The 24775-nt window shown below is 65.5% G+C and carries 18 protein-coding genes; 11 read left to right on the forward strand and 7 right to left on the reverse strand.

The features are described from left to right. The first annotated feature begins 51 nt into the window (after window positions 1-51). The 5 genes from EJ069_RS22565 (at window position 52) to EJ069_RS22585 (ending at window position 9397) form a co-directional block, all read left to right on the forward strand. The gene (locus EJ069_RS22565; protein WP_126063186.1) at window positions 52-2040 is read left to right on the forward strand and encodes a hypothetical protein; all 1989 of its coding nucleotides are present in this window, start codon (window positions 52-54) and stop codon (window positions 2038-2040) included. Continuing rightward, window positions 2037-5900, forward strand: coding sequence for a hypothetical protein (locus tag EJ069_RS22570; RefSeq protein ID WP_126063187.1), 3864 nt, complete (start codon window positions 2037-2039; stop codon window positions 5898-5900). Before EJ069_RS22565 ends, EJ069_RS22570 begins: the two co-directional genes overlap by 4 nt. 189 nt (window positions 5901-6089) lie before the next feature. Further along, window positions 6090-6767, forward strand: a complete 678-nt coding sequence (gene rpe / locus EJ069_RS22575; RefSeq protein ID WP_126063188.1) for a ribulose-phosphate 3-epimerase — start codon at window positions 6090-6092, stop codon at window positions 6765-6767. A gap of 262 nt (window positions 6768-7029) precedes the next feature. Next, window positions 7030-7767, forward strand: coding sequence for a GntR family transcriptional regulator (locus tag EJ069_RS22580; protein ID WP_126063189.1), 738 nt, complete (start codon window positions 7030-7032; stop codon window positions 7765-7767). Window positions 7768-7873: 106 nt separating this feature from the next. After that, window positions 7874-9397 carry a malonyl-CoA synthase gene (locus EJ069_RS22585; protein ID WP_126063190.1) on the forward strand — a complete coding sequence of 508 codons (1524 nt, stop codon included), beginning with the start codon at window positions 7874-7876 and terminating at the stop codon, window positions 9395-9397. A gap of 274 nt (window positions 9398-9671) precedes the next feature. Here EJ069_RS22585 and nagA read toward each other — a convergent pair whose 3' ends face one another. Genes nagA through EJ069_RS22605 form a run of 4 tightly spaced genes read right to left on the reverse strand, consistent with a single transcriptional unit; the run spans window position 9672 to window position 13514 of the window. After that, complete coding sequence (gene nagA / locus EJ069_RS22590) at window positions 9672-10832, reverse strand: N-acetylglucosamine-6-phosphate deacetylase (RefSeq protein WP_126063191.1); 1161 nt, start codon at window positions 10830-10832, stop codon at window positions 9672-9674. Further along, window positions 10829-11860 carry an SIS domain-containing protein gene (locus EJ069_RS22595; RefSeq protein WP_042637388.1) on the reverse strand — a complete coding sequence of 344 codons (1032 nt, stop codon included), beginning with the start codon at window positions 11858-11860 and terminating at the stop codon, window positions 10829-10831. Before EJ069_RS22595 ends, nagA begins: the two co-directional genes overlap by 4 nt. Next, complete coding sequence (locus EJ069_RS22600; protein WP_126063192.1) at window positions 11857-12636, reverse strand: GntR family transcriptional regulator; 780 nt, start codon at window positions 12634-12636, stop codon at window positions 11857-11859. Before EJ069_RS22600 ends, EJ069_RS22595 begins: the two co-directional genes overlap by 4 nt. After that, complete coding sequence (locus EJ069_RS22605; RefSeq protein ID WP_126063193.1) at window positions 12633-13514, reverse strand: N-acetylglucosamine kinase; 882 nt, start codon at window positions 13512-13514, stop codon at window positions 12633-12635. Before EJ069_RS22605 ends, EJ069_RS22600 begins: the two co-directional genes overlap by 4 nt. A gap of 201 nt (window positions 13515-13715) precedes the next feature. Here EJ069_RS22605 and EJ069_RS22610 point away from each other — a divergent pair, with 201 nt between their 5' ends. From EJ069_RS22610 to EJ069_RS22635, 6 genes are all read left to right on the forward strand, one after another. Further along, on the forward strand, window positions 13716-14624 hold the full coding sequence (locus EJ069_RS22610) for an N-acetylmuramic acid 6-phosphate etherase (RefSeq protein ID WP_126063194.1): 909 nt from the start codon (window positions 13716-13718) through the stop codon (window positions 14622-14624). A 53-nt stretch (window positions 14625-14677) separates the two neighbouring features. Next, window positions 14678-15937: an ABC transporter substrate-binding protein gene (locus EJ069_RS22615; RefSeq protein ID WP_126063195.1), complete on the forward strand. Its 1260-nt coding sequence runs from the start codon at window positions 14678-14680 to the stop codon at window positions 15935-15937. 242 nt (window positions 15938-16179) lie between these two features. After that, entirely contained in the window at window positions 16180-17166 is a 987-nt protein-coding gene (locus tag EJ069_RS22620) for a sugar ABC transporter permease (protein WP_126064843.1), read from the forward strand. Window positions 17167-17174: 8 nt separating this feature from the next. Beyond that, window positions 17175-18014 carry a carbohydrate ABC transporter permease gene (locus EJ069_RS22625; protein ID WP_126063196.1) on the forward strand — a complete coding sequence of 280 codons (840 nt, stop codon included), beginning with the start codon at window positions 17175-17177 and terminating at the stop codon, window positions 18012-18014. Then, window positions 18011-19072: a Gfo/Idh/MocA family oxidoreductase gene (locus tag EJ069_RS22630; protein WP_126063197.1), complete on the forward strand. Its 1062-nt coding sequence runs from the start codon at window positions 18011-18013 to the stop codon at window positions 19070-19072. Before EJ069_RS22625 ends, EJ069_RS22630 begins: the two co-directional genes overlap by 4 nt. Window positions 19073-19087: 15 nt before the next feature. After that, window positions 19088-20086: an ABC transporter ATP-binding protein gene (locus tag EJ069_RS22635; protein ID WP_126063198.1), complete on the forward strand. Its 999-nt coding sequence runs from the start codon at window positions 19088-19090 to the stop codon at window positions 20084-20086. Window positions 20087-20291: 205 nt separating this feature from the next. Here EJ069_RS22635 and EJ069_RS22640 read toward each other — a convergent pair whose 3' ends face one another. From EJ069_RS22640 to EJ069_RS22650, 3 genes are all read right to left on the reverse strand, one after another. After that, complete coding sequence (locus EJ069_RS22640) at window positions 20292-21137, reverse strand: fumarylacetoacetate hydrolase family protein (RefSeq protein ID WP_126063199.1); 846 nt, start codon at window positions 21135-21137, stop codon at window positions 20292-20294. Window positions 21138-21310: 173 nt separating this feature from the next. Next, a complete protein-coding gene (locus tag EJ069_RS22645; protein WP_126063200.1) occupies window positions 21311-22042 on the reverse strand; it encodes an SDR family oxidoreductase in 732 nt (243 codons plus the stop codon). A gap of 218 nt (window positions 22043-22260) precedes the next feature. Next, window positions 22261-24636, reverse strand: a complete 2376-nt coding sequence (locus EJ069_RS22650) for an aldehyde dehydrogenase family protein (RefSeq protein ID WP_126063201.1) — start codon at window positions 24634-24636, stop codon at window positions 22261-22263. Window positions 24637-24775 lie beyond the last annotated feature (139 nt).

The following is a 24775-nucleotide window of genomic DNA, read 5'->3' on the forward strand; positions in this document are numbered from 1 at the left end:
GTTGGCGCGGTAGGGGCGGACGCTTCTCCCAGCGGCTTCGGGGGGAGTTCAATGTCTGGCGTTCGCGGCTCGTTCCTGCGTTCCCGTGGCGGCCGTTTGCGCCGCGCAATCGCGACAGGCAGCGGAATTCTCGCTTTGGCGCTGTCCGCCGGCTTGTGGATCGGCGGCGTGGCGAAGGCGCAGGAGATAATCTATCCCGGATCGATGGCTGTCACCGGTTTTCCGGGCACAATCATTCCCGATTTCGACCCTCCCGATTCCGAAAAGGGGGGTCTGCCGCCCGGCGTCGACCCGGTCGACGAGACCTTCATCGACACGTCTCGCGCATCCTTGCGTATTTTCGACGTTTCGCATCTCGGCGGCCCGGCTTCGGGTCAGCTTGTCTTCACGCCGCCGCCCTTCGAGGTGACGGCTGGGCAGATCGGCGAGGTGTTCGGCCTCACCTATGACGATGGCGTGCGCGACGGCGTGCCGTCGGGCGTTCCCAACCTCTATGCGGCCGCGACATCGCTGCACGGCGTCGAGATCGTCACGCCGGACGCCGACGATGACGGCAGGCCGGAACGGCAGCGCCGCGGCGCCGCGGGTGCGGTCTTCATGGATGGCCAGTTCGGCACCGAAAATGGCGGCGGCCCGGGCACGATCTGGAAGATCGACGGCATCACCGGCGCGGTATCGAAATTCGCCGACATCGACACCAACAGCGGCCCCGGCATCGGCAACCTCGCCTTCGATCCGACCCATCGCGAGTTCTTCGCTTCGGATCTCGACACGGGGCTCATTCACCGCATCGATATCGAGGGCAATCTGATCGACAGCTTCGACCATGGCGTCGCCGGGCGACCGGCGCATGGGCTTGCCCCGGTCGCCGATGACGGCGTCGTGATGGACATCCAGGGCACGGCCTTCGACGCCGAAGACCCCGCGACCTGGGGTTACACGCAGGATGCGCGCCGGGTCTGGGCCGTTTCCTATCATGGCGGCCGGCTCTACTATTCCGTTGGCGAGAAAGCCGAAATCTGGTCGGTCGGCATTGCGGGCGACGGAAGCTTTGCCGGCGATCCGCGCTGGGAGCTGACGGTCAAGGCTAACCAGGACTATGCCGTCACCGACATCGCCTTCGACAACAAGGGCTTCATGTATCTCGCCCAGCGCGGCCTTGTAGAAAACCGCTACGATTACAGCCGTTTCGCCTCCTCCGGCAAAGGCGAGCTGATCCGCTATTGGCGCGAGGATCCGGATGATCCGACGACGGAATCGGCCTGGGTCGAGGTTCCGGAGGAATATGCGGTCGGCTTCCCGCAGGGCAACCGCCAGTCGGCCGGCGGCGTCGACCTGCAATACCGTTACGACGCCGAGGGCAATCTCGACACGTCCGTCTGCACCGACACCGTCGTCAACACCGGCGACAAATTGCGCGACAATCCCGAGCTTGCCGAGCGGCTCGCCGCCGGGGGACCGCTTGCCGTGCATGGCGTGCAGTTGACGCCGAGCCCGCTGGTCAAGCCGGCCAACGTGCCGCCCTTCGGCTCATGGTTCGTCGACTTCGACGGCTATTTCGAGGACCCGGACGTGCAAGGCCATGTCGGCGACGTCAGGGTCTGGCGCCCCTGCGAGGGTCGCGCCGGCTATTACGAGGAAATCCCCGGCGGCTATCTGCCTCCGTTCTATCCGCCCGACTTCCCGCCGCCCGGCAACCTGCCGCCCTGCGTCGATGTCGAGGACGTGCATTACTACTGCACGCCGCGCGGGCTGCGGGCCGAACTCACTCTCCATGACCATGCCGGCTTCGGCGGCGATTCGATCAAGGTGCAGTCCAGGACGCCCGGCGTCGGGGTGACGACCCCCATGTCGCATGTCCCGGGCAAGCCCTACACGGTCGACATCACCGGCCATGATCCGGGCGATACCGTCAATGTCGGGCTCTGCTTCTACCGCAAGTCCGACCAAAACAAGGGTGGCTACTACCCTTGCTGCAAGATGACGCTGCCGCTCAGAACGCCGACCGTCGACTGCGAAGCGCCGAGGAGGGAAAGATGAGCGATCTCGCCCATTCCCGCCTCGCTCCGCGCGAAACGAAAACCGTCATGGAGACGATCATGAAACCCCTGTCATATGCCAGGCGCGGCGCGCGCTGGCTTATGGCGGCCGGTATCGCCGTCGCCATGACGCCGGCTCTGCCGGCGCTCGCCCAGGACCAGGCTCCGGCCGCGACCAGCCAGGCCGCCAATCCGGCACGCGGCATCAACGCGGAACTCGCGCGTATCGTGCCCTTCTTCACCAAGAAGGGCGGCCAGAGAAGCTGCGATAGGGTCGAATATGTCCTGAGCTTCGGCATCCATGGCGACCCGCAGGACTTCGACCGGCCAAGCGTGGCGGCCTTGCTCAAAGCGACAAGGCTCGATTTCAGGGACCAGCTGCCGCACGGCCTGCAGATCGTCAGCGTCGATGTCGCCGGCGACGGCACCAGCGCCTCCGGGGGACCGCTGCCGGCCGCCTCAATCAGCGCGTCGACCGGTCCGAACGACACGGCGGGCGTTTCCAACTTCCGCATCAGCGCTGCCAACCTCGATGGCGTCGGCGCCGCCAACGAACGCATCATCACCTTCCGGATCACCGCCAAGATAGACCACGCGGCCTTTCCCGCGCCGGCGACTGTCGACAACCAGGGAGAGATCAAGGTCTCGCTGCGGGGTGGACCGGCAACGACCATCCCCTCGCAGGATCCGGACAAGCCCGACGACGGCGATTTCCTCACCGGGGTGAAAACCTCGATCAGGATCGACCTGACCAAATGCAACCCGCCGCCTCCGCCTCCCAGCAAGGAATGCTTCAAGGTCGAGCACGGCACGGTCGACTGCGTGCCCGGCGGCGGCGCCTTCATCTACCATATGCCGGTCGGACCCGAGATGGGCGGTAAATGGGTGCAGGTGTCGACGACCACGACCGGCATCACCATCGTTCCCGACATGCAGAAGGTGCCGGTCGGCGGCGGCGTGCTGAACTGGAAGATCATCGGCGCCTCGCCCGGCGAGGCCATCCACCTCATCGTTACCGGCATCGACACCTATGCCGGGCCGAAGGAGGGTTGGGGGCTCTGCTGCACGCAGGTCATCGACATCGTCATCCCGCGTGATCTGAGATGCCCGCCGAAGGACAAGGAGCCGGACCTCAAGGTCGAGAAGCATGCCGACGTGCCGCGCTGCACGATGGCCGGCGGCTGCGACTTCACCATCACCGTCACCAATGTCGGCGACGCGCCCTATAACGGCAAGATCGTGCTCGACGAGGTGACGTTGCCGGCAGGCTCGGTGCTGACCTCCGGGCCGAATGCGCCCTGGGTCTGCGTGCCCGGCACGACGCCGATGACCTGCACCTATCCGGCAACGACGCTCAACCCCGGCGCCTCGGTCAACCTCAAGCTCGGCTTCAAGCCGGCGGGCGGCTGGCAGGGCGGCGCGTTGCGCAACTGCGCCGCCTATGACTACCAGGCGAGCGGCAAGCCGCTGTTCGGCAGCCAGCAGAACGACCGCGGCTGCGCCTCGATCCCGATCTGCCGCCGTGGCGATCGCGATCCGCAGTGCAACCCGCCGGTCGAGAAGAAGGTCGACCTGATCCTGAAGAAGCGCGCCCGCACCCCGGTCTGCACGCCCGACGGCGTCTGCACTTTCGTGATCGACATCATCAACAACGGCACCGGCACCTATAGCGGGCCGCTGACGGTGATCGACACCTATCCGAGCGGCGCGCCGACCTCGTCGATCTTCGGGCCGAGCCCGCCATGGGCTTGCGGACCGAACGGGCCTGGACAGTTCCGCTGCGACAATGCCGGCATCGCGCTGCCTCCGGGCGCCTCGACACCGATCGTTGTCAAGGCGGTGATGCCGGCAAACTACCGGCCGGACACGGTGGAGAACTGCGCCGAGGTGAAAGGCATTCCCGGCGAGGTCGACCTCGCCAACAACAAGGCCTGCGCGACCGAGCGCATCCGCCACCCGAATGGCGGCCAGCCCGGCCTGCGCATCACCAAGACCTGCGGCGGTTCGCTGGCCGGTGCCGCGGCTGTTTCCTGCCGCATCACCGTCAGCAATGCCGGCACCGCGGCGCCGACAGGTCCGGTGCGGGTGAACGACGCCGCCACGCTGGTGTCGGGCGGAGCGCCTGTCCAGATCCAGACCGTCACCCCTGACGGCGCGGAATGGACCTGCGGCCCCGTGCCTGCAAACACGCTGTCGTGCCAGATCCCCGGCGCCGTGATGACGCCCGGAACCAGCCGGCACTTCGACGTGACGGTGAGCGGCAATGGCGCGTTCGAGAACTGCGCGCGCGGCAACTTCGGGCCGGCGCCGGGTGACGACATCGTCTACCCGATCGGCCAGGCCTGCGCGAAGGGCGGCGGCGCTTCCACCATCCGTGTGGAGAAGACCGGCGATGCCGAGTGCCAGCCGGGAGAACTCTGCTCGTTCGAGATCACCATCACGAATGACGGGCCCCACCCCTTCTCCGGTCCGGTCCGCATCGGCGATGCGATCGGCGTGGAGGGTCTCGGCCGGCTGGAAGGCGTTCAGATCACCTCGATCGATCCGCCTTTTGGATGCTCGCCGGAACCGACGACGCTGCCTCTATCCTGCATTGCCAATCTGACGCTGGGCGCCGGCGAAAGCCACAGCCACCACGTCACCGTGATCCTTCCTGAGGATGGGCGTCTCGCCGCTCTGCAGGGTTCGGTCAGCGGACAGAACTGCGTCGGCGTGCTTCCTCCGAACACGCCGGTGCAAGGCGGCGGCGACGTGCTGTCGCGCGACTTGACCAACGTGCAGGGCGATCGCGGCAAGGCTTATGCGTGCCATCCCTTCACCATCCGGCACGAGGTGAAGAACCAGTGCTTGTATGGACTGGTGATGAACTCGGCCGGCCGTTGCGTCTGCCCGGAGGGCACCACCTTCCGCAATGGCCAATGTTCGGGCAGCGGGGGCACGTCCGGTGGAGGCACCAAGCTCCTGCCGCTGCCGCCACCGCCGCGCTGCGTCCTGCTGCAGGGGCAGGTCCGGACGGCGGACGGACGCTGCGTCTGCCCGCGCGGGACCGATCTGGAGAACGGCAAATGCGTGCGGAGCGACATACCGGAAGAGCCGCAGTGCACGCTGCGTCCCGGCCAGTACCGCGACCAGGACGGCAACTGCGTGTGCCGCCGCGGCGAGCTGGTGAACGGCGTTTGCCAGGTCGTCCCGCCGAAATGCGCGATCCGTGGCGCAGTGCCGACATCGAACGGCTGCGCCTGCCCGGACGGGACGCATCTCGACCGCGCCGCCAAGGCTTGCGTACCTGACCGGCAGCCGCCTGCCCAGTGCCGCATCCGCGGCCAGTCCCGCAACGCCGATGGCGATTGCGTCTGCCCGAGCGGCACAGAGGTGCGTGACGGCGCCTGCCGGCCGATCGGGTCGAAGCAGTGCCCGATCCGCGGCCAGCTGCGTGACGCCAACGGCAACTGCGCCTGCCCGGACGGCCTGGAGGTGCGGGGCAAGGCCTGCCAGCGGCCGAAGCCGATCCAGGAGCAGTGCACCATCCGCGGCCAGGTCCACAACAAGCGGGGCGACTGCGTCTGCCCGCGCGGGACCGAAATCCGCGACGGCGCGTGCCGCAAGGCGCAGGTGGAATGCGCGCCGGGTGCGGAGTTCATTGACGGCCAGTGCCAGCCAGTCTTCACCCGGCGGCGCTGCCCGGTCGGCACCACCGGACGGTTCCCTGATTGCACGCCGATCCGCAGGCGGCCGGGTATCGAGATCAACCCCGGCATCCTGCTCAACCCGAACGTGCTGCAGCAGCTGGTGCCGCAACGCCAGCCGCGGCGGATCATTCAGGACCCGAGCGGCGCCAACAACCAGAACTTCAAGCCGTAATCCTGCGGCTGGAGACCAGACCCGCCGGAGCGATCCGGCGGGTTTTCTTTTCCACATCGAAGAAGGGCTCACGGCAGGCGGGCAAACCCGCCTTTGGAAAACGTGCTTCCCCTTGGCCGGATCATGGTCTAGGCAGTCGCCCTGACAGGCGCGACTGACGCGCGCAGCACTGCCAGGAGAGTTTGCGCCATGAGCAAGAAGACCCTGATCGCGCCTTCGGTGCTGGCATCGGATTTTTCGAAGCTGGGCGATGAAGTCGAGGCCGTCGCTGCGGCCGGCGCCGACTGGATTCATCTCGACGTGATGGACGGCCATTTCGTGCCCAACATCACCTTCGGCCCGCCGGTGATCAAGGCGATCCGCAACCGCACCAAGGCCTTTTTCGACTGTCATCTGATGATCGCGCCGGCCGATCCTTACCTGGCGGCTTTCGCCGAGGCCGGCTGCGACGGCATGACGGTGCATGCCGAAGCCGGGCCGCATCTCGACCGCTCGCTGCAGACCATCAGGAGCCTCGGCAAGAAAGCCGGCGTTTCGCTGAACCCGGCGACGCCGGAGACGGCGATCGAATATGTGCTCGACCGGCTCGACCTGATCCTGATCATGACCGTCAATCCGGGGTTCGGCGGGCAGGCCTTCATCCCGGCGATCGTCGACAAGGTGAGGCGGGTGAAGGCGCTGATCGGCAACCGGCCGATCCATATCGAGATCGATGGCGGCGTCTCGGCCCAGACGGCGCCGCTGGTGACCGCGGCCGGCGCCAATGTGCTGGTGGCTGGCGCCGCCGTCTTCAAGGGCGGCAGCGTCGAAGCCTATAGGGCAAACATCGAAGCAATTCGCACCGCTGCCGACAAGGCTGCCAGTTAATATACAACCGGCCAGCCTCTCGCGGAAGTTGCAGAGACAAGGCGCTCATTGAACGACTGTTCAGTATATATGGCGCCATGCAGGAACAGCGGTTTCTTTGTCGAGATTCTACTTCGCACATTCAATAGACCAGCCGCCTTGTCTTAAAGTCGAATATCATCATCTATCGCTTGAGCCCCCCTTGCCCGGCTGTATGATACATGTACGGGAAATTGCTTGACCGAGGGGCCCTGACAAAACTGGGCAAGCAATAGGAGTTCATTTGACACACGGAACTGCCGATCCGGGCGACGGCAAGGGCGTCAAGAGCACGCTGGCCAGTTCAGTGTACCAACAGCTCCGCGATGATCTTTTGCGCGGCGCGCTGGAGGCCGAGAGCAAGCTGCGTGTCGAGTGGGTCGTTTCGCGCTACGGCGCGGGCGCCTCACCGGTGCGCGAGGCCCTCAACCGCCTTGCCGCCGAAGGCCTGCTTGGGCGGCATGACCAGCGCGGCTTCTTCCTCATGCCGGTCAGCGCCGCGGAACTGGAGGAATTGACGCGGACGCGCTGCTGGCTGGAGGAACGGGCGCTGCGCGAATCCATTGCGCACCGTACGGCCGAATGGGAAGAACAGCTGGTGCTGGCCCTCCACCGCCTGGCCCGCGCCGAGCGTCGCCTGCCGGAGGATCCCTCGACCAACGATCCGGAATGGGAGAAGCTGCACCGCGCCTTTCATCGGGCGCTGATCGCGGCTTGCCGCTCGCACTGGCTGATCGGCTTCTGCGAACAGCTTTCCGACCAGGCCTCGCGCTACCGGCTGATCTCGCAAAACGGGCCGGGCATGGGCCGCGACGATCTCGGCGAGCACCGCATCATCGCCGAGCGCGCGCTGGATGGCGACGCCGACGGCGCGGTCGAGGCGCTTTTCAACCACTACCGCCTCACTGCCGCGATGTGCATGGAACGCTTCGCCCAGGGCTATGATCCGAGGGCTGGCGTCGCCAAGGCGCGCCGCAGATAGCGACGGAAAACCGCCACGGTCTTTTTGCTCCGGCGTCCAAATCTGCTATTCGCTCAGGCGAGCGCGACGCATGTGCCATTCGGCGTCCGCTCCTGAGGAACCCTGCATGACCAATCATCTTTTCGACGCGTTCCGTTCCCGGATGCCGGCTCCAGACCGGCTGCTGATGGAGACGGATGACGGCCGCTCGATCAGCTATGGCGACATGCTGGCAAAGTCGGCGCAACTGGCGCATGCGCTGGCGCAAGCCGGCGTCGAGCCGGGCGACCGCGTCGCCGTCCAGGTCGAGAAGAGCCCGGAGGCTGCGCTGCTCTATCTCGCCTGTCTGCGCGCCGGCGCGGTCTTCCTTCCGCTCAACATAGCCTACACCCTGCCCGAGCTCGACTATTTCTTCCGCGACGCCGAGCCGAGGCTGATCGTGTGCGATCCGGACCGTCTTGCCGGCGTCGAGCCGCTTGCCGCGTCGATCGGCGCCACGGTGCTCACGCTCGGCCGCGACGGTCAGGGAACGCTGGCCAGCCAGGCTTCACGGCAGGCGACGGAGTTCAGCGATGTCGCGCGCGGGCCGGACGATCTTGCCGCCATCCTCTACACCTCCGGCACGACCGGCCGCTCCAAGGGCGCGATGCTCAGCCACGAGAATCTTGCGTCCAACGCCCGCGTGCTGGTCGAGCAGTGGCGCTTCGGCGCCGGCGACGTGCTGATCCACGCGCTGCCGATCTTCCACACGCACGGCCTGTTCGTCGCCACCAACGTCGTCCTAATGGCCGGCGCGACAATGTTGTTCGAGCAGAAATTCGATCCGGCGCGCATCCTGTCACTGATGCCGCGCGCGACGACCTTGATGGGCGTTCCGACCTTCTACGTGCGGCTGTTGCAGCAGGAGGGCCTGACGCGCGAGGCGACGAAGACGATCCGGGTCTTCATCTCCGGCTCGGCGCCGCTGCTCGCCGAGACGCACAAGGCCTGGCGTGAGCGGACCGGCCACGCGATCCTCGAACGCTACGGCATGACCGAGACCAACATGAACACATCTAACCCCTATGACGGCGAGCGGCGCGCCGGCACGGTCGGTTTCCCTTTGCCCGGCGTTTCATTGCGCGTCACCGATCCCGAGGACGGCAGGCCGCTCGCCCAGGGCGAGATCGGCATGATCGAGGTCAAGGGACCGAACGTCTTTGCCGGCTATTGGCGCATGCCGGATAAGACAAAAGCCGAGTTCCGGGACGATGGCTTCTTCATCACCGGCGACCTCGGGCTGATCGATGCCGACGGTTATGTCCACATCGTCGGGCGCGGCAAGGACCTGATCATCTCGGGCGGCTACAATGTCTATCCGAAGGAGATCGAGAGCGAGATCGACGCGCTCGACGGCGTGGCCGAAAGCGCGGTGATCGGCGTCGCGCATCCAGATTTCGGCGAAGGCGTCACGGCGGTCGTGGTGCGCAAGCCGGGATCGACGATCAGCGCCGCCGACATTGCCGGCGCCATTGCCGGCCGGCTGGCGAAATACAAGCACCCGAAGCAGGTGGTGTTCGTCGAAGAGCTGCCGCGCAACACGATGGGCAAGGTGCAGAAGAACGTGCTGCGCGAGGCGTATAAGGATATCTATGCCGGCAAAGATGGCTAACAATTATGAGCGGCGAACCTCGGAGATTAGCCGAGACGGCCATCGGGTCGTCATCCTAGGGCGGAGCAAGGAGCGAAGCGACGCGCGCAGACCCTAGGATCCATGCCGTGACGCTACCGCGCTGCTAACATTGCAGAATTCTGCACCGTTGCACTCTACATCACAGGTCACGGCATGGATCCTCGGGTCAAGCCCGAGGATGACGACGCGCGAAGGCGCCGGCCAATCGCGAACGCTTGCGTTGGTTTCCCAATTGACGATGGGATCGAAAGGCCTACGCTCCAAACACCTTCTCGCCGCCGATCCAGACATTCGTCACGTCCAGGTTCTCGGACAGCCCAACAATGTCGGCAGCTGTCCCGTTGGCGAATCGCCCGAGCCTATGCGCCTGGCCGATTGCCTCGGCGGGATAAAGCGAGGCCATGCGCAAGGCCTCATCGAGATCGAGCCCGATGACGCGATGGACGAAGCGGATGGCGGAGATCATGTCGAGGTCGGCGCCGGCCAGCGTGCCGTCGACGAGCCTCAGGCTGCCGTCCTTGCGGTAGATGGTGCGGCCGTTGAGGGTGAACGACGTCATGTCGGTGCCGATCGTCGCCATGGCGTCGGTGACCAGCACGATCTTGCCCGGACCCTGCTTGCCGCGCAGCGCAAGGATCATCGTTGCCGGATGGACATGGATACCGTCGGCGATGATGCCGGCGTATAGGCCGCCGGTGTCGATCGCCGCGCCGGCCAGGCCTGGCTCGCGGTTGCCGATCTGGCTCATGGCATTGAACAGATGCGTGACCACCGTGGCGCCGGCTTCGGCGTAGGCGCTGGCCGACGCGTAATTTGTGTCGGTATGGCCGAGGCTCACAATAACGCCGGCCTTGGCCAGCGCGGTGACACGAGCCGGCTCGACCGATTCCGGCGCGATCGTGGTGAGCAGCACCGGCAGATCCTGGCGCGCGGCGATCAGCGCGGCCTGGTCGGCATCGGTCATCGGCCGGATCAGCGCCGGATCATGCGCGCCCTTGCGGGCCAGGGAAAGATGCGGACCTTCCAGATGCAGGCCGAGGAAACCCGGCACCTTTTCCCGGGCCGCCTCGCCGCCCGCAGCGATGGCGGCGGCGGTGATCGCCGGCGTGTCGGTGATCAGCGTCACCAGCAGCGCCGTGGTGCCGAAAGGCGCGTGCGCCCGGCAGATGGTCTCGATCGAGGCGACGTCGGGATGGTCGTTGAGCATGACGCCGCCGCCGCCATTGACCTGGATGTCGACGAAGCCGGGCACCAGCAGGCCGCCACCGGTCTCGACCGCCGGAACGCCGGACGGAATGGCGCCGGCGGGCAGAATGGCCTCGACGAAATCGCCCTTGACGACAAGGGCGGCGTTGTCATGCCAGTCGGCGCCATCGAAGATGCGAGCGCCGGTGAGTGCGAAACGGTTGCTCATACGGTTTCCGTCACCTTGCGCAAATTGCGCGGCGTATCCGGATCGAGGCCGCGATGGCGCGCGAAGGCCTCGACGAAGCCATAGAAGGACACGATCAACGGCAGCGGATCGGTCAGCGGATGGCCGGTGGCGACATGGGGAAGAAGCCTCGCGGCCTTGGCCTTGTCGGAGGTGATGAAGGCGGCGGCGCCCTTGGCCGTCAGGCCATCGGCCGCCTCGGCGACCGAGGGTTCGGAGGCGTCTCGCGCGGCAAGCGCCAGAACCGGGAAACCCGGCCCGACCAGTGCCAGCGGCCCATGCATGACTTCCGCCGCGCTGTAGGCCTCGGCATGCATGGCGCAGGTTTCCTTGAATTTCAGCGCCGCCTCGCTGGCGATGGCGAAGGATGGGCCACGGCCGAGGATGAAGAGCGACTGCGGATCCTCCAAGGCGCCGGCGAGCGCCATCCAATCGCAGGCGATCGCCTTCTCGAAATGGGCCGGCAGGCCGGCGAGCGCCTTGAGCAGCGCCTGGTCGTCGGTGGCGTGCGCCATCAGCGCGAGGCCGGCGACGGCCGAATTGACGAAGGTCTTGGTGGCCGCGACGGAGCGCTCCGGCCCGGCGAGGATATCGATGGCATAGTCGGAAGCCCGCGCGAGCGGCGAGTCGGCGGTGTTGGTGATGGCGACGGTGAGCGCGCCGCCGGCCCTTGCCGTTTCGGCCATGGCGACAATGTCCGGGCTCTTGCCCGACTGCGAGACCGCCAGGCAGGCGGAGCCGCGCAGCCTGAGCTTTGCGCCGTATATGGAGGCGATCGACGGCCCGACGGAGGCGACCGCAAGGCCGGCTGTCAGCTCGACGGCGTATTTCATGAAGGTCGCGGCATGATCGGACGAGCCGCGCGCCACGGTGACGACAAATTGCGGGTCACGCTCGCGCAGGCCGCGCCCTGCCTCGGCCAAAGCCGAAGCCGAGCCGTCCAGAAGGCGGGCGGCGGCTTCCGGGATCTCGTCGATCTCGCGCCGCATATGGGTGGTGGTGGCGCTCATGGCCGGATCTCCTCTCCCGGCCCGGTCAGCCGGAGTTCCGCGACGAAATCATAGGCGTCGCCCCTGTAGACCGAGCGGGTGAACTCGATCACCTTGCCGCTCGCCAGATAGGAAATGCGCTCGATCTGCAAGCCCGCAACCGCCGGCGGTACTTCCAGGAGGCGCGCGTCGGCATCGCCGAGATTGGTGGCCGAGATGCGCTGCACGGCGCGCACCGGGCGATTGCCGGTTATGCCAAGCGCGGCGTAGAGCGAGGAACCGATCGCTTCGGGATCGGGCAGGACGCTGGCCGAGAGCGCCGCGCGCTCGATCGCCAGCGGCGTGTCGTTGGCGATGCGCAGACGCGCGACGCGCGCCACCAGCTCGGTCGAGGACAGTCCGAGCACCATCATCTCGTCCGGCGACGGCGCATAGAGGCCGCGGTCGAGCCAAACCGAGCGCACGCTCATGCCGCGGCGCGCCATGTCCTCGGTGAAGGAAGTGAGCCGCGACAGGGATTGCTCGACGCGCTCCATGCGCGGCGCGACGAAAGTGCCCGAGCCGTGGCGCTGGACGAGGATGCCGCCCTTGACCAGGTCCTGCACCGCCTTGCGCACGGTGACGCGCGAGATATCCGCCTTGGTGGCGATGTCGCGCTCGGACGGCAACGCGTCGCCCGGACCGATCAGGCCACGATTGACCGCTTCCTCGATGCTCTTTCTCAGCTGCAGATAGAGCGGCGCGCCGCTCTGCGAGGATTCTTTCAGCATCGCGAAGATCTGGTCGGCGGCGCTCATCGCGGCACCTCCGAGCCACCTGCGAACAGGCGCACGGCCATCTGCACGGCGCCGCCGAGCGCATCGTCGAGCGGGGCTTTGAGCAGCGCCTGGTAGCGCTCCGACAGGCGCGGCGCGTAAAGCGGCGCCAGGCCGCCGAGCAGGCAGAGCGGCGCGTCGTCGGCGAGATCGAGCGCGCCGAGCGAAGCCTCGACATCGGCCACCGCCTTGGCGAGGATGAAATTGGCGACAAGATCGCCCTTTTCGGCATGCTCGAAAACCTTCGGCGCGAAGCCGCCGAAATCGCCGGGCTTGGCGTTGGTGGTGAATTCGACCACGTCTTCCGGATTGTTGCGGAAGACGGCAAGCATTGCGTCGGTCAAGGGCGAGCCCGGACGGATGCCGTCATAGGCAAGCAGCGTCTGCTCCAGCAGGTCGCGGCCGATGCGGGCGCCGCTGCCCTGGTCGCCGACCTGGAACCCCCAGCCGCCGATGGCGCGCGATTTTCCGCCCTTGCGCGCCATATAGGCGGTGCCGGTGCCCAGGATGGCCATAGCGCCGTCACCGGAGCCGACCGCGCCCTCGAGCGCAATCTCGGCGTCGGTTTCGACGCGGCTTCGGCTGAACGGCAGGATTGCTTCGAGCTGCTGCCGGTAGGTGCCGACATTGGCGCCGGCAAGGCCGAGAATGGCCGGTGTTTGCGGAATCAAATCCGGGTCCGCGCCAGCCGCGAGGAAAGCCTGCCTGGCCGCTTCGACGATGTTGGCGCGCGCGCCGGTGAGGTCGGTGCGGATGTTGGCGGCGCCGCTCCTGGCGCGGCCGACGACGGCGCCGTCGACGGTCGCAAGGGCCGCCCTGCAGCTGGTGCCGCCGCCATCGATGCCAAGCACGAATTTCACGCGATTTCTCCTCGGGGCCGGATAATACCAATAAAATACCAATAGCCAAGAGTTAATTTCAGTTCAAAAAAGATTAAGCGGTATCTTATTGAAAACCCACGTCAATTCCCCGGCAAGCGCGCTGCGCGTCCTGAAATTCGTTAATGCGTGTGGACAAGTGGTATTTTTTTGGTATTGTTCGACCAGGTCGGAGGAAAATGGATGGCCGAGACGCGCACGGAAGCGCTTCACCAGAATGCCGAGGGGCTGGATGTCCAGGCCCCGGAAGCCATTCTGGCGTTCCTGGCCAACGCCCAGATCGAGGCCGCCAAAGCCGTGCACGGCGCCATTCCGGCGATCGCTGCCGCCGCCGAACTCATCGCGAAGCAGTTGAAGAGCGGCGGCAGGCTCGCCTATGCGGCGGCCGGCAGTTCCGGCCTGATGGCGGTTGCCGACGCGCTGGAATTGCCCGGCACCTTCGGCATCGCCCGCGACCGCATCGCCATCCTGATCGCCGGCGGCGACAATGCCTTTCGCACGCTGGCCGGCGGCCCCGAAGACGACACCGAGGAAGCGTCGGCGGCCGTTGCCGCGGCCGCCATCGGCAAGGGCGACTGCCTGATCGCCATTTCCGCCAGCGGCTCGACCCCCTATGCGGTCCAGGCACTGCAGGACGCGCGCAGCCGCGGCGCGGCAACCGTCGCCCTCGCCAACAACCGGGGCGCCGCGCTGTTCAAGCAGGCCGATGTCGCCATCCTGCTCGAAACGCCGCCGGAGCTGATCGCCGGCTCGACGCGCATGGGCGCCGGCACTGCGCAAAAGATCGCGCTCAACATGCTTTCGACGCTCACCGCCATCCATCTCGGCCATGTCCATGACGGCTATATGGTCAACCTGACCGCCGACAACATCAAGCTGCGCGACCGCGCCGTGCGCATGGTCGCCGCCATCAGCGGCAAGAGCCGCGACGACGCCACCCGCCTGCTCGAGGAGAGCGGCGGCGTGGTCAAGACCGCCATTCTGCTCGCCGCGGGCGCGGCAAACGCCGATGCGGCCGAGAAGATACTGGAAGGAACCGGCCAAAAGCTTCGGCCGGCGCTTTCCGAGATCGAGGGGAGCAAGGGGCGCTGAGCCTCTGTTCTCATCAAAACCGAACCTGAAAAAGGTCAACAGGGAGACTGAAGATGAAGACCAAACTACTGACGGCCCTTCTGCTCGGCACAAGCATTCTCGGCACCACCGGGATGGCCCTGGCCGAGGACGTGACGCTCAACATCGAAAGCTGGCGCGGCGACGACCTGACCATCTGGAAGGACAAGCTGATCCCGGCCTTCGAAGCCAAGAACCCCGGCATCAAGGTGGTGTTCGCGCCTTCGGCTCCGACCGAGTATGACGCAGCGCTCGGCGCCAAGCTCGCCGCCGGCTCGGCCGGCGACCTCATCACCTGCCGCCCCTTCGACAAGTCGCTCGAGCTGTTCAAGAAGGGCAACCTTGCCGACATCTCCTCGCTGCCCGGCATGGAGAACTTCTCGCCCGTCGCCAAGGCCGCCTGGCAGACCGATGACGGCAAGTCGAGCTTCTGCGTGCCGATGGCCTCGGTCATCCACGGCTTCATCTACAACAAGGACGCCTTCGACAAGCTCGGCCTCAAGGTGCCGACCACCAACGAAGAGTTCTACGCCGTACTCGACAAGATCAAGGCCGACGGCACCTACATTCCGATGGCGATGGGCACCAAGGACCTCTGGGAAGCCGCGACCATGGGTTACCAGAATATCGGCCCGAACTACTGGAAGGGGGAGGAAGGCCGCGCTGCCCTGATCAAGGGCGAGCAGAAGCTGACCGATGCCGACTGGGTCGAGCCCTACAAGGAACTGGCCAAGTGGAAGCCGTATCTCGGCGACGGCTTCGAGGCACAGACCTATCCCGACAGCCAGAACCTGTTCACGCTCGGCCGCGCCGCAATCTACCCGGCCGGCTCGTGGGAGATCGGCCTGTTCAACACGCAGGCGCAGTTCAAGATGGGCGCCTTCCCGCCGCCGGTGCAGAAGGCCGGCGACACCTGCTACATCTCCGACCATACCGATATCGGCATGGGCCTGAACGCGGCGTCGAAGCATCCGGAAGAAGCCAAGAAGTTCCTGTCATGGGTCGCTTCGCCGGACTTCGCCACCATCTATGCCAACGCGCTGCCGGGCTTCTTCAGCCTGAACTCGACGCCGGTGAAGATGGAAGACCCGCTGGCGCAGGAATTCGTCTCCTGGCGCGGCAAGTGCAAGTCGACGATCCGCTCGACCTACCAGATCCTGTCGCGCGGCACGCCGAACCTCGAGAACGAAACCTGGGTTGAATCGGCCAATGTGATCAACGGCACCGACACCCCGGAAGCCGCGGCCAAGAAGCTGCAGGACGGCCTCGACAGCTGGTACAAGCCGGCGAAGTAAAGTCGATCGATGGCGATGCCGGCCGGGCGCGCGCCCGGCCGGCATCGAACAGATCCAGATAGCGATTGTCGGCGCAGCCTCCCGGTCTTACCCTCGATCTCGCGGGGAAGACGGAGCCGATCTGTCGCTGGCCTTGTCTAACCCCGGAGGGGACAGCCAGGCCGTGCATCGAGGCATCAGCTAGCATCAACCGAACTGGAACCCAGAGACGGCGGGGAACCGAACTCATGGACACCGAAACCATGGCCGAAGAAACGCGAGCGAAAAGACCGATCCGCTGGCATGTCGGCGTCTTCCTGGCGCCGGCGGTGCTGGTCTACACCGCCTTCATGATCCTGCCTTTGTTCGGCACGCTGCAGCTCTCCTTGTTCCGCAACATCGAGCAGTCCCAGGTGTTCGTCGGCCTCGGCAATTTCCGCACGCTGTTCGGGGACCCGAACTGGTCGGTGAATTTCTGGAATGCGCTGAGGAACAATGTCTGGTTCTTCATCATCCACATGCTGGTGCAGAACCCGATCGGCATCCTTTTGGCGGCGCTGCTTTCCAGCCCGAAACTGCGCTTCACCGCCTTCTACCGCACGGCGATCTTTGTGCCGACGATCCTGTCCTTCGTCATCGTCGGCTTCGCCTGGAAGCTGATCCTGGCGCCGCTATGGAATGTAATCCCAAGCCTTATCGCGGTCTTCAAGTGCGACATTCCCGCCTGGATTGCCGTTCACATTGGCATATTCGACCTTTCATATTGCGCACCAATCCGGATCCCGCCGCTTCTCGGCAAGGAGGAATACGCGCTAACTACCCTTAGCTTAATCTCAGTCTGGCAGTTCGTCGGCATTCCGATGATGCTGATCTATGCGGCACTGCTGTCGATCCCCGACGAGGTTATCGAGGCCGCCGAATGCGACGGCGTCACCGGCCTGGCGCAGTTCTGGAAGATCAAGCTGCCGCTGATCCTGCCCTCGATCGGCATCATCTCGATCCTGACCTTCGTCGGTAATTTCAACGCCTTCGACCTGATCTACACGGCGCAAGGCGCGTTGGCCGGGCCAAACTTTTCGACCGACATCCTCGGCACCTTCCTCTACCGCGCCTTCTTCGGCTTCCAGCTGCAGGTCGGCGATCCCAACATGGGCGCGGCGATCGCCACGATCATGTTCCTCATCATCCTCGCCGGCGTCTGCGTCTACCTGTTCCTCGTGCAGACGCGCCTGCGTCGCTACCAGTTCTGAGGCGCGCCATGAGCACAGCAACCCGCTCCTTGCCCCGCACCCTCGGCGCGCATGCGATCCTCATCACTTACACGGCGATTGCGCTGTTCCCGGTGATCCTGGTGGTGATGAATTCGTTCAAGTCGCGCGCGGGCATCTTCGGCGCGCCACTAACGCCGCCGACACCGAAGACCTTCGACCTGATCGGCTACACCACCGTGTTCGGCCAGGGCGATTTCTTCCACTATTTCCAGAACAGCCTCGTCGTCACCGTCGCCTCGCTGTTCTTCGTCTTGCTGTTCGGCGCGATGGCCGCTTTCGCGCTGTCGGAATACCGCTTCCGCGGCAACACTCTCATGGGGCTTTACCTGGCGCTCGGCATCATGATCCCGATCCGCCTCGGCACGGTCGCCATCCTGCAGCTGATGGTGGCGACGGGCCTGGTCAACACGCTGACGGCGCTGGTCCTGGTCTATACCGCGCAAGGCCTGCCGCTGGCGATCTTCATCCTGTCGGAATTCATGAAGCAGGTGTCCAACGACCTGAAGAACGCGGGCCGCATCGACGGGCTTTCGGAATACACGATCTTCTTCAGGCTGGTGCTGCCGCTGGTGCGCCCGGCGATGGCAACGGTCGCCGTCTTCACCATGATCCCGATCTGGAACGATCTGTGGTTCCCCCTGATCCTGGCGCCGTCGGAAGAGACCAAGACGGTGACGCTCGGCGCGCAGCTCTTCCTCGGCCAGTTCGTCACCAACTGGAACGCGATCCTGGCGGCGCTGTCGCTGGCGATCCTGCCGGTGCTGATCCTCTATGTCATCTTCTCGCGGCAGCTGATCCGCGGCATCACATCGGGAGCCGTCAAGTGAGTGAAGAAAGACCCCTTCGCGTCGTCGTCGCCGGCCTCGGCAATATGGGCCGCAGCCATGCGCTGGCCTATCACACCAATCCAGGCTTCGAGATCGCGGCGCTGATCAACCGTTCCGACGTGCCGCTGTCCAACGGGCTTGAGCGGTACGACATCCGCCGCTCCTTCGAGGATGCGCTGCGCGACGAGAAGCCGGATGTGGCTGCGATCGCCACCTATTCCGACAGCCATGCCGACTATGCGGTGCGGGCGTTCGAGGCGGGTTGCCATGTCTTCGTCGAAAAGCCGTTGGCAACGACGGTAGCCGACGCGCAACGCGTCGTCGATGCCGCCAAGGCCAACGGCAGGAAGCTGGTGATCGGCTATATATTGCGCCACCATCCGTCCTGGATCCGGCTGATCGCCGAGGCGCGCAAGCTCGGCGGCCCGTATGTCTTTCGCATGAACCTCAATCAGCAGTCTTCCGGCCACACCTGGGAGACGCACAAGCAGCTGATGCGGACGACCTCGCCGATCGTCGACTGCGGCGTGCATTATCTCGACGTCATGCTGCAGATCACCGACGCGAAGCCCGTCGAGGTGCGCGGCATGGGGGTGCGGCTCAGCGACGAGGTGGCGCCGTCGATGTACAATTACGGCCACCTGCAGGTGCTGTTCGAGGATGGTTCCGTCGGCTGGTACGAAGCCGGCTGGGGGCCGATGATCTCCGAGACCGCCTTCTTCGTGAAGGACGTGATGTCGCCCAAGGGCTGCGTGTCGATCGTCATGAAGGAGGGCGTGAAGTCCGACGACATCGACACCCACACCAAGACCTCGACCATCCGGCTGCATAGCGCCGCGACCGGACCCGACGGCAGCTTCGCCAAGGAAGACCAGCTGCTGTCGATGGAAGGCGAGCCGGGACACCAGGAGCTCTGCGACCTGGAGCAGGCCTTCCTGCTCAAGGCCATCCGCGAAAATATCGACCTCACCCGCCACATGGACGATGCCGTGAAGTCGCTCGCCGTCTGCCTCGCCGCCGACGAGAGCGTGCGCAGCGGCAACGCCGTCAAACTCTAGAACAGGAACGAAGCCGTGGGCTCGCTGAAGATCGAGAATGTGAAGAAGGCTTTCGGGCCGGTCGAGGTGCTGAAGGGCATCGACCTCGAGGTGACGGACGGCGAGTTCGTCGTCTTCGTCGGCCCGTCCGGCTGCGGGAAGTCGACGCTGCTGCGCGTCATCGCCGGGCTGGAGGATTCGACCTCCGGCCGCGTGCTGATCGACAGCGCCGATGTCTCGGTCACGCCGCCGGCCAAACGCGGCATTGCCATGGTGTTCCAGACCTACGCGCTCTACCCGCATCTGACGGTGAAGAACAACATGGCGCTGGGCTTGAAGCAGGCCGGCACGCCGGCCGCCGAGATCGAGCGCCGCATCAAGATCGCTTCCGCCATGCTGTCGCTCGAGCCCTATCTCGAGCGCCGGCCGGCGGAGCTGTCCGGCGGCCAGCGCCAACGCGTCGCCATCGGCCGCGCCGTGGTGCGCGAGCCGAAACTGTTTCTGTTCGACGAGCCGCTGTCGAATCTCGACGCGGCGTTGCGTGTCAACACAAGGCTTGAGATCGCGCAGCTGCACCGGCGGCTGAAGGCGACAATGATCTATGTCACCCACGACCAGGTCGAGGCGATGACGCTGGCCGACAAGATCGTCGTACTCAACGCCGGCCGCATCGAGCAGATCGGCAGCCCGATGGAGCTCTACAATGCCCCGGCCAACGAATTCGTCGCCGGTTTCATCGGCTCGCCGAAGATGAACTTCATCGACGGGGCGCGGCTGGGCGAAACGGCGAAGACCATCGGCGTGCGGCCGGAGCATCTGACGGTCGACGCCAATTCGGGCGCCTGGAGGGGCACGGTGGTGCATGCCGAGCATCTCGGCGCCGACACCAACCTCTATCTCGACTGCGAGAAGGCCGGGCTGATCACGGTGCGCATCTTCGGCGTCTACAATGCCGAGCCGGGTTCAGTGCTCTACGCGACGCCGGATGCGGCGAAGACGTACCGGTTCGGGGCGGATGGGAAGGTGCTGAGGTAAGCGCCAGCGCTCCCTTCTCCCCTTGTGGGAGAAGGTGGCCGCGAAGCGGCCGGATGAGGGGTGTTGGAAGGATCGCGACGCGGCAGAAGTAAGCGCACCGTTTCCTTCAATCTTCAAGGTCGCACTCCGCTGGAGCACCCCTCATCCGTCTCGGCGCTGCGCGCCGATCCACCTTCTCCCACAAGGGGAGAAGGTAAGTCTGCGCTTACTCGTCCGCCTTAAAAGTCTGCTTCTGCTGGCCGAGCCCTTCGATGCCGAGCTCCACCACGTCGCCGGCCTTCAGGAACACCGGCGGCTTCATGCCCAGCCCGACGCCGGGCGGAGTGCCGGTGGAGATGATGTCGCCGGGATGCAGCGACATGAACTGGCTGAGGTATGACACCAGATACTTCACGCCATAGACCATGGTCTTGGTCGAGCCGTTCTGCATGGTCTTGCCATTGACGGTCAGCCACATCTTGAGATTCTGCGGATCGGCGACCTCGTCCTTGGTGACCAGCCACGGGCCGGTCGGGCCGAAGGTGTCGCAGGATTTGCCCTTGGTCCACTGGCCCTGGCGCTCGGCCTGGAAGGCGCGCTCCGACACATCGTGCGCGACGGCGTAGCCGGCGACACAATCCAGCGCGTCATCCTCCGAGACATATTTCGCCGTCTTGCCGATGATGACGGCGAGCTCGACTTCCCAGTCGGTCTTTTCCGACCCGCGCGGGATCAGCACGTCGTCATCCGGCCCGACGATCGCCGAGCTTGCCTTCATGAAGATGATCGGCTCCGGCGGCACCGTGGCGCCAGTCTCGGCGGCGTGATCGGAATAGTTGAGGCCGATGCAAATGAACTTGCCCGTGCCGGCGACGCAGGCGCCCAGGCGCGGCTTGCCGGAGACCACCGGCAGCGTCTTGGGATCGAGCTTGGAGAGCATCTCCAGCGAGGCCGGATGAAGCGCCGTGCCGGCGATATCAGCGACATATGCGGAAAGGTCGCGGATGTTCCCATCCGCATCGAGCAGGCCGGGCTTCTCGCTGCCAGCTTCGCCATAGCGCAACAACTTCATCTCAACCTTCTCCACCTTGCGGCCAGCGGCCGTTTTCACAAATTCCCGTCAAAGCCAGCGGACCGTAGTCGCCGACCATACCGGCGGCAAGCGAGCCCGCTGCGATGCCGACCAAATCGTCGAGATTTTCAGACGTTTCGATCCGACCGCCTCGCCGACATCCCAGCCTTTCGTCAGATCGACCAGCCGCCGTCGATGTTGTAGGCCTGACCCGACGTGTAGGTGGCGCCGGCCAGATAAACGGCGAGATCGGCGATCTCCTCAGGCGTGCCGAGCCTGCCCATGGGCTGGCGGGCGATGAAGGCCGCTCGCGCTGCCTCATAGTCGCCCTGCGCATGCATGCGGTCCTGCAACGACGGGCTTTCGACCGTGCCCGGGCAGATGGCGTTGCAGCGAATGCCCTTGGCGACATAATCAGCGGCGACCGCTTTGGTCAGGCCGACCACGGCCGCCTTGGTCAGGCCGTAGACGAAGCGGTTCGGCACGCCCTTCTGCGAGCTTGCCAGCGAGGCCATGTTGATGATCGAGCCGTCGCCGCGCTCCAGCATGCCTGGCAGCACCGCGCGGATGGTGCGGATCATCGAACGGACATTGAGGTTGAGCGCGAAGTCGAGATCCTCGTCCTTCATCTCCAGAATGGAGCCGCCATGGACGAAGCCGGCGCAATTGAACAGCACATCGACCCGGCCGATCTCGGCGAAGGCAGAAGCGACGGCCGCGTCGTTCAGCACATCGAGTTTTCGCGTCGTAATGCCGGGGGTTTTGCCCAACTCCGCCAGCAACGGCTCGTTGATATCGGTGGCGTGAACGCTCGCGCCTGCCTTGGCGAAGGCCAGCGCGCTTGCCCGTCCGATGCCTTGCGCCGCGGCAGTGACCACAACAACCTTGCCCGCCAGATCCGCCATGTTCTTCTCCTCGCCTGCCTGGAGCGTCCGCCTCTAATCGATGGCCGGCCCGGCGTCGTGTACCAGACAGCCGGCGTCGTGCGGTCAGCCTCTGCTTCACAGATAAAGATGTTTTTTCTCGTTAAAGAACACGCGGACGAGCGTCAAGCCCGAAGGCGATCACCTTCGCGACAGCGGCTGAACTGGCTCCGTGGCCCGGCGCGCCTCGGCGGGACGCCTCAGTCGCCGTAGGGCACCCAGACGTTCTTGACCTCGATGGCGCGGCGCAGGAAGGGCTCGCCGGCCGCCTCGCTCGACGTCCAATCGAGCATGCGGCCATTGCCGGTCCAGACGCGCTTGAGGTTGCCGATGGAATCGGCCTCCGCCTTGGCGCAGGTGTCGGCATCGGCGAACAGCCAGAGCCCGTCGACATCGTCATGCTTGGCCAGCACACCGGCGAGCTCGGCGCTGCGGCCGGTGACGATGTTGATGGCGCCGGCAGGCAAGTCGGAATATTCGATCACCTGGTAGAGGTCGGTGGCCAAAAGCGGATGCCGCTCCGACGGAACCGCGACCACCGTGTTGCCCATGGCGAGCGCCGGGGCGACCAGCGAGATGAAGTTGAGCAGCGGCTGGTTGTCCGGCGCGACGATGCCGACGACGCCGACCGGCTCATGCAGCGCAAGCGTCACGACGCGGGCCGGCGGCTGATGGACGCGGCCCTCGAACTTGTCGGCGAGGCCGGCATAGAGGAACAGCCGCTCGATCGACTGCTCGACCTCCGCGCGCGCAGCCTTGGCTGTAACGCCGGTCAGCTGAACAAGGCGCGCGGCGAACTCGTCGGCGCGGCCCGAAAGGTTCTCGGCGAAATAGTAGAGCACTTGGCTGCGGTTATAGGCGGTCGCATCCGGCCATGCCTTGCAGGCGCGGGCTGCAGCCACGGCATCGCGGATATCCTTGCGGTTGCCGAGACCGACTTCGCCGGCAAGCTTACCCTTGGCGGTGGCGACGGCCAGGGAATAGTTGCCGTCCGGCCGCACCTGCTTGCCGCCGATGAACAGCTTTGCGGTGCGGTCGATGGCCGTGCCGTCGGCCTGTTCGACCGGCTGGGCGGACCCGGGGGCCGACGGCTTGATGGCCGGGCCAATGGGAAGCTTTGCCGCCAGATATTCGAACATGCCTTCGCGGCCACCTTCACGGCCGAAGCCGCTTTCGCGATAGCCGCCGAAGCCGCAGGCGGCGTCGAACATGTTGGTGCCGTTGACCCACACCACGCCGGCCTTCAACTGCGGCGCGACATGCAGGGCCAGATTGACGTTCTCGCTCCACACGGAAGCGGCAAGGCCGTAGCGCGTGTTGTTGGCAAGCTCGATCGCTTCCTCGGTGTTGCGGAAGGTCATGGTCGCCAGCACCGGGCCGAACACCTCTTCCTGCGCGAGAATGTTAGCCGGCGAAACAGAGGTCGCCAGCGTCGGGAGATGATAGTAGCCGGAGGACGGCAAAGCGGCGTCCGGCTGCCAGCAGACGGCGCCCTGTTTCGCGCCCTCGGCGATCAAGCCCTTGACGCGGTCGAGCTGGGTGCGGTCGACCAGCGGGCCGATATCGGTGTTCTTGTCGAGCGGGCTGCCGACGCGCAGCCGGCTCATCCTGACCTTGACCTTGGCGATGAAGGCCTCGGCGATGCCCTCCTGCACAAGGAGGCGCGAGCCGGCGCAGCAGACCTGGCCCTGATTGAACCAGATGCCGTCGACCAGGCCTTCAACGGCGCTGTCGAGATCGGCATCCTCGAAGACGATGAAGGCCGACTTGCCGCCGAGCTCCAGCGACAGTTTCTTGCCCGACCCGGCAGTCGCCTTGCGGATGATCTTGCCGACTTCGGACGAGCCTGTGAAGGCGATCTTCTGCACGCCGGGATGATTGACGATGGCCGCGCCCGCCTCAGGTCCGCCCTGGACGATGTTGACGACGCCCTTCGGCACGCCGGCACGCTCGCAGATCTCTGCGAACAGGATAGCGGTGAGCGGCGTGAATTCGGCGGGCTTCAACACCACCGTGCATCCGGCAGCCAGCGCCGGCGCGATCTTCCAGGCCAGCATCAGCAGCGGGAAATTCCACGGGATGACCTGGCCGACGACGCCGACCGGCTTGTGGTCGGGAAAATCCTTCTCGAGCGTCTGCGCCCAGCCGGCATGATGGATGAAATGGCGGATTGCCAGCGGCACGTCGATGTCGCGGCTTTCGCGGATCGGCTTGCCATTGTCGATCGATTCCAGAACGGCGAACAGGCGCTGGTGACGCTGCATGGCGCGGCCGATGGCGTAGAGGACTTTTGCGCGGGCGTAGCCCGAACTGGCGCTCCATTTGGGCAGCGCCTTGGCGGCTGCCTGGACCGCGACATCGATGTCGGCGGCGCCGGCATCCGCAACTTTGCCCAGCAGCTTGCCGGAGGATGGCTCGCTGGTCTCAAACGTCCTGCCGCTGGCCGCCGCTTTCCAGGCGCCGTCGATGAACAGCGCCTTGGAGAAATCGCGTCCGGCGAGCCAGGCATCCGCCTCGTTGCGGGCTTCCGGCGCCGGACCGTATTCCATGGCGTGATAGCGTTCGAGGATGTTCATGGGGCGCCTCCTTTACCCTCCCCCTTGTGGGGAGGGTCGATCGGCAAAGCCGATCGGGGTGGGGGTAAACGGTTGATGGTTCGGTTCATTGGATAGGCTATTTTGGTTTTACGACCCCCACCCCGCCGCTGCGCGGCGA

It is taken from the genome of Mesorhizobium sp. M2A.F.Ca.ET.043.05.1.1, from assembly GCF_003952445.1.
Lineage (GTDB): Bacteria > Pseudomonadota > Alphaproteobacteria > Rhizobiales > Rhizobiaceae > Mesorhizobium.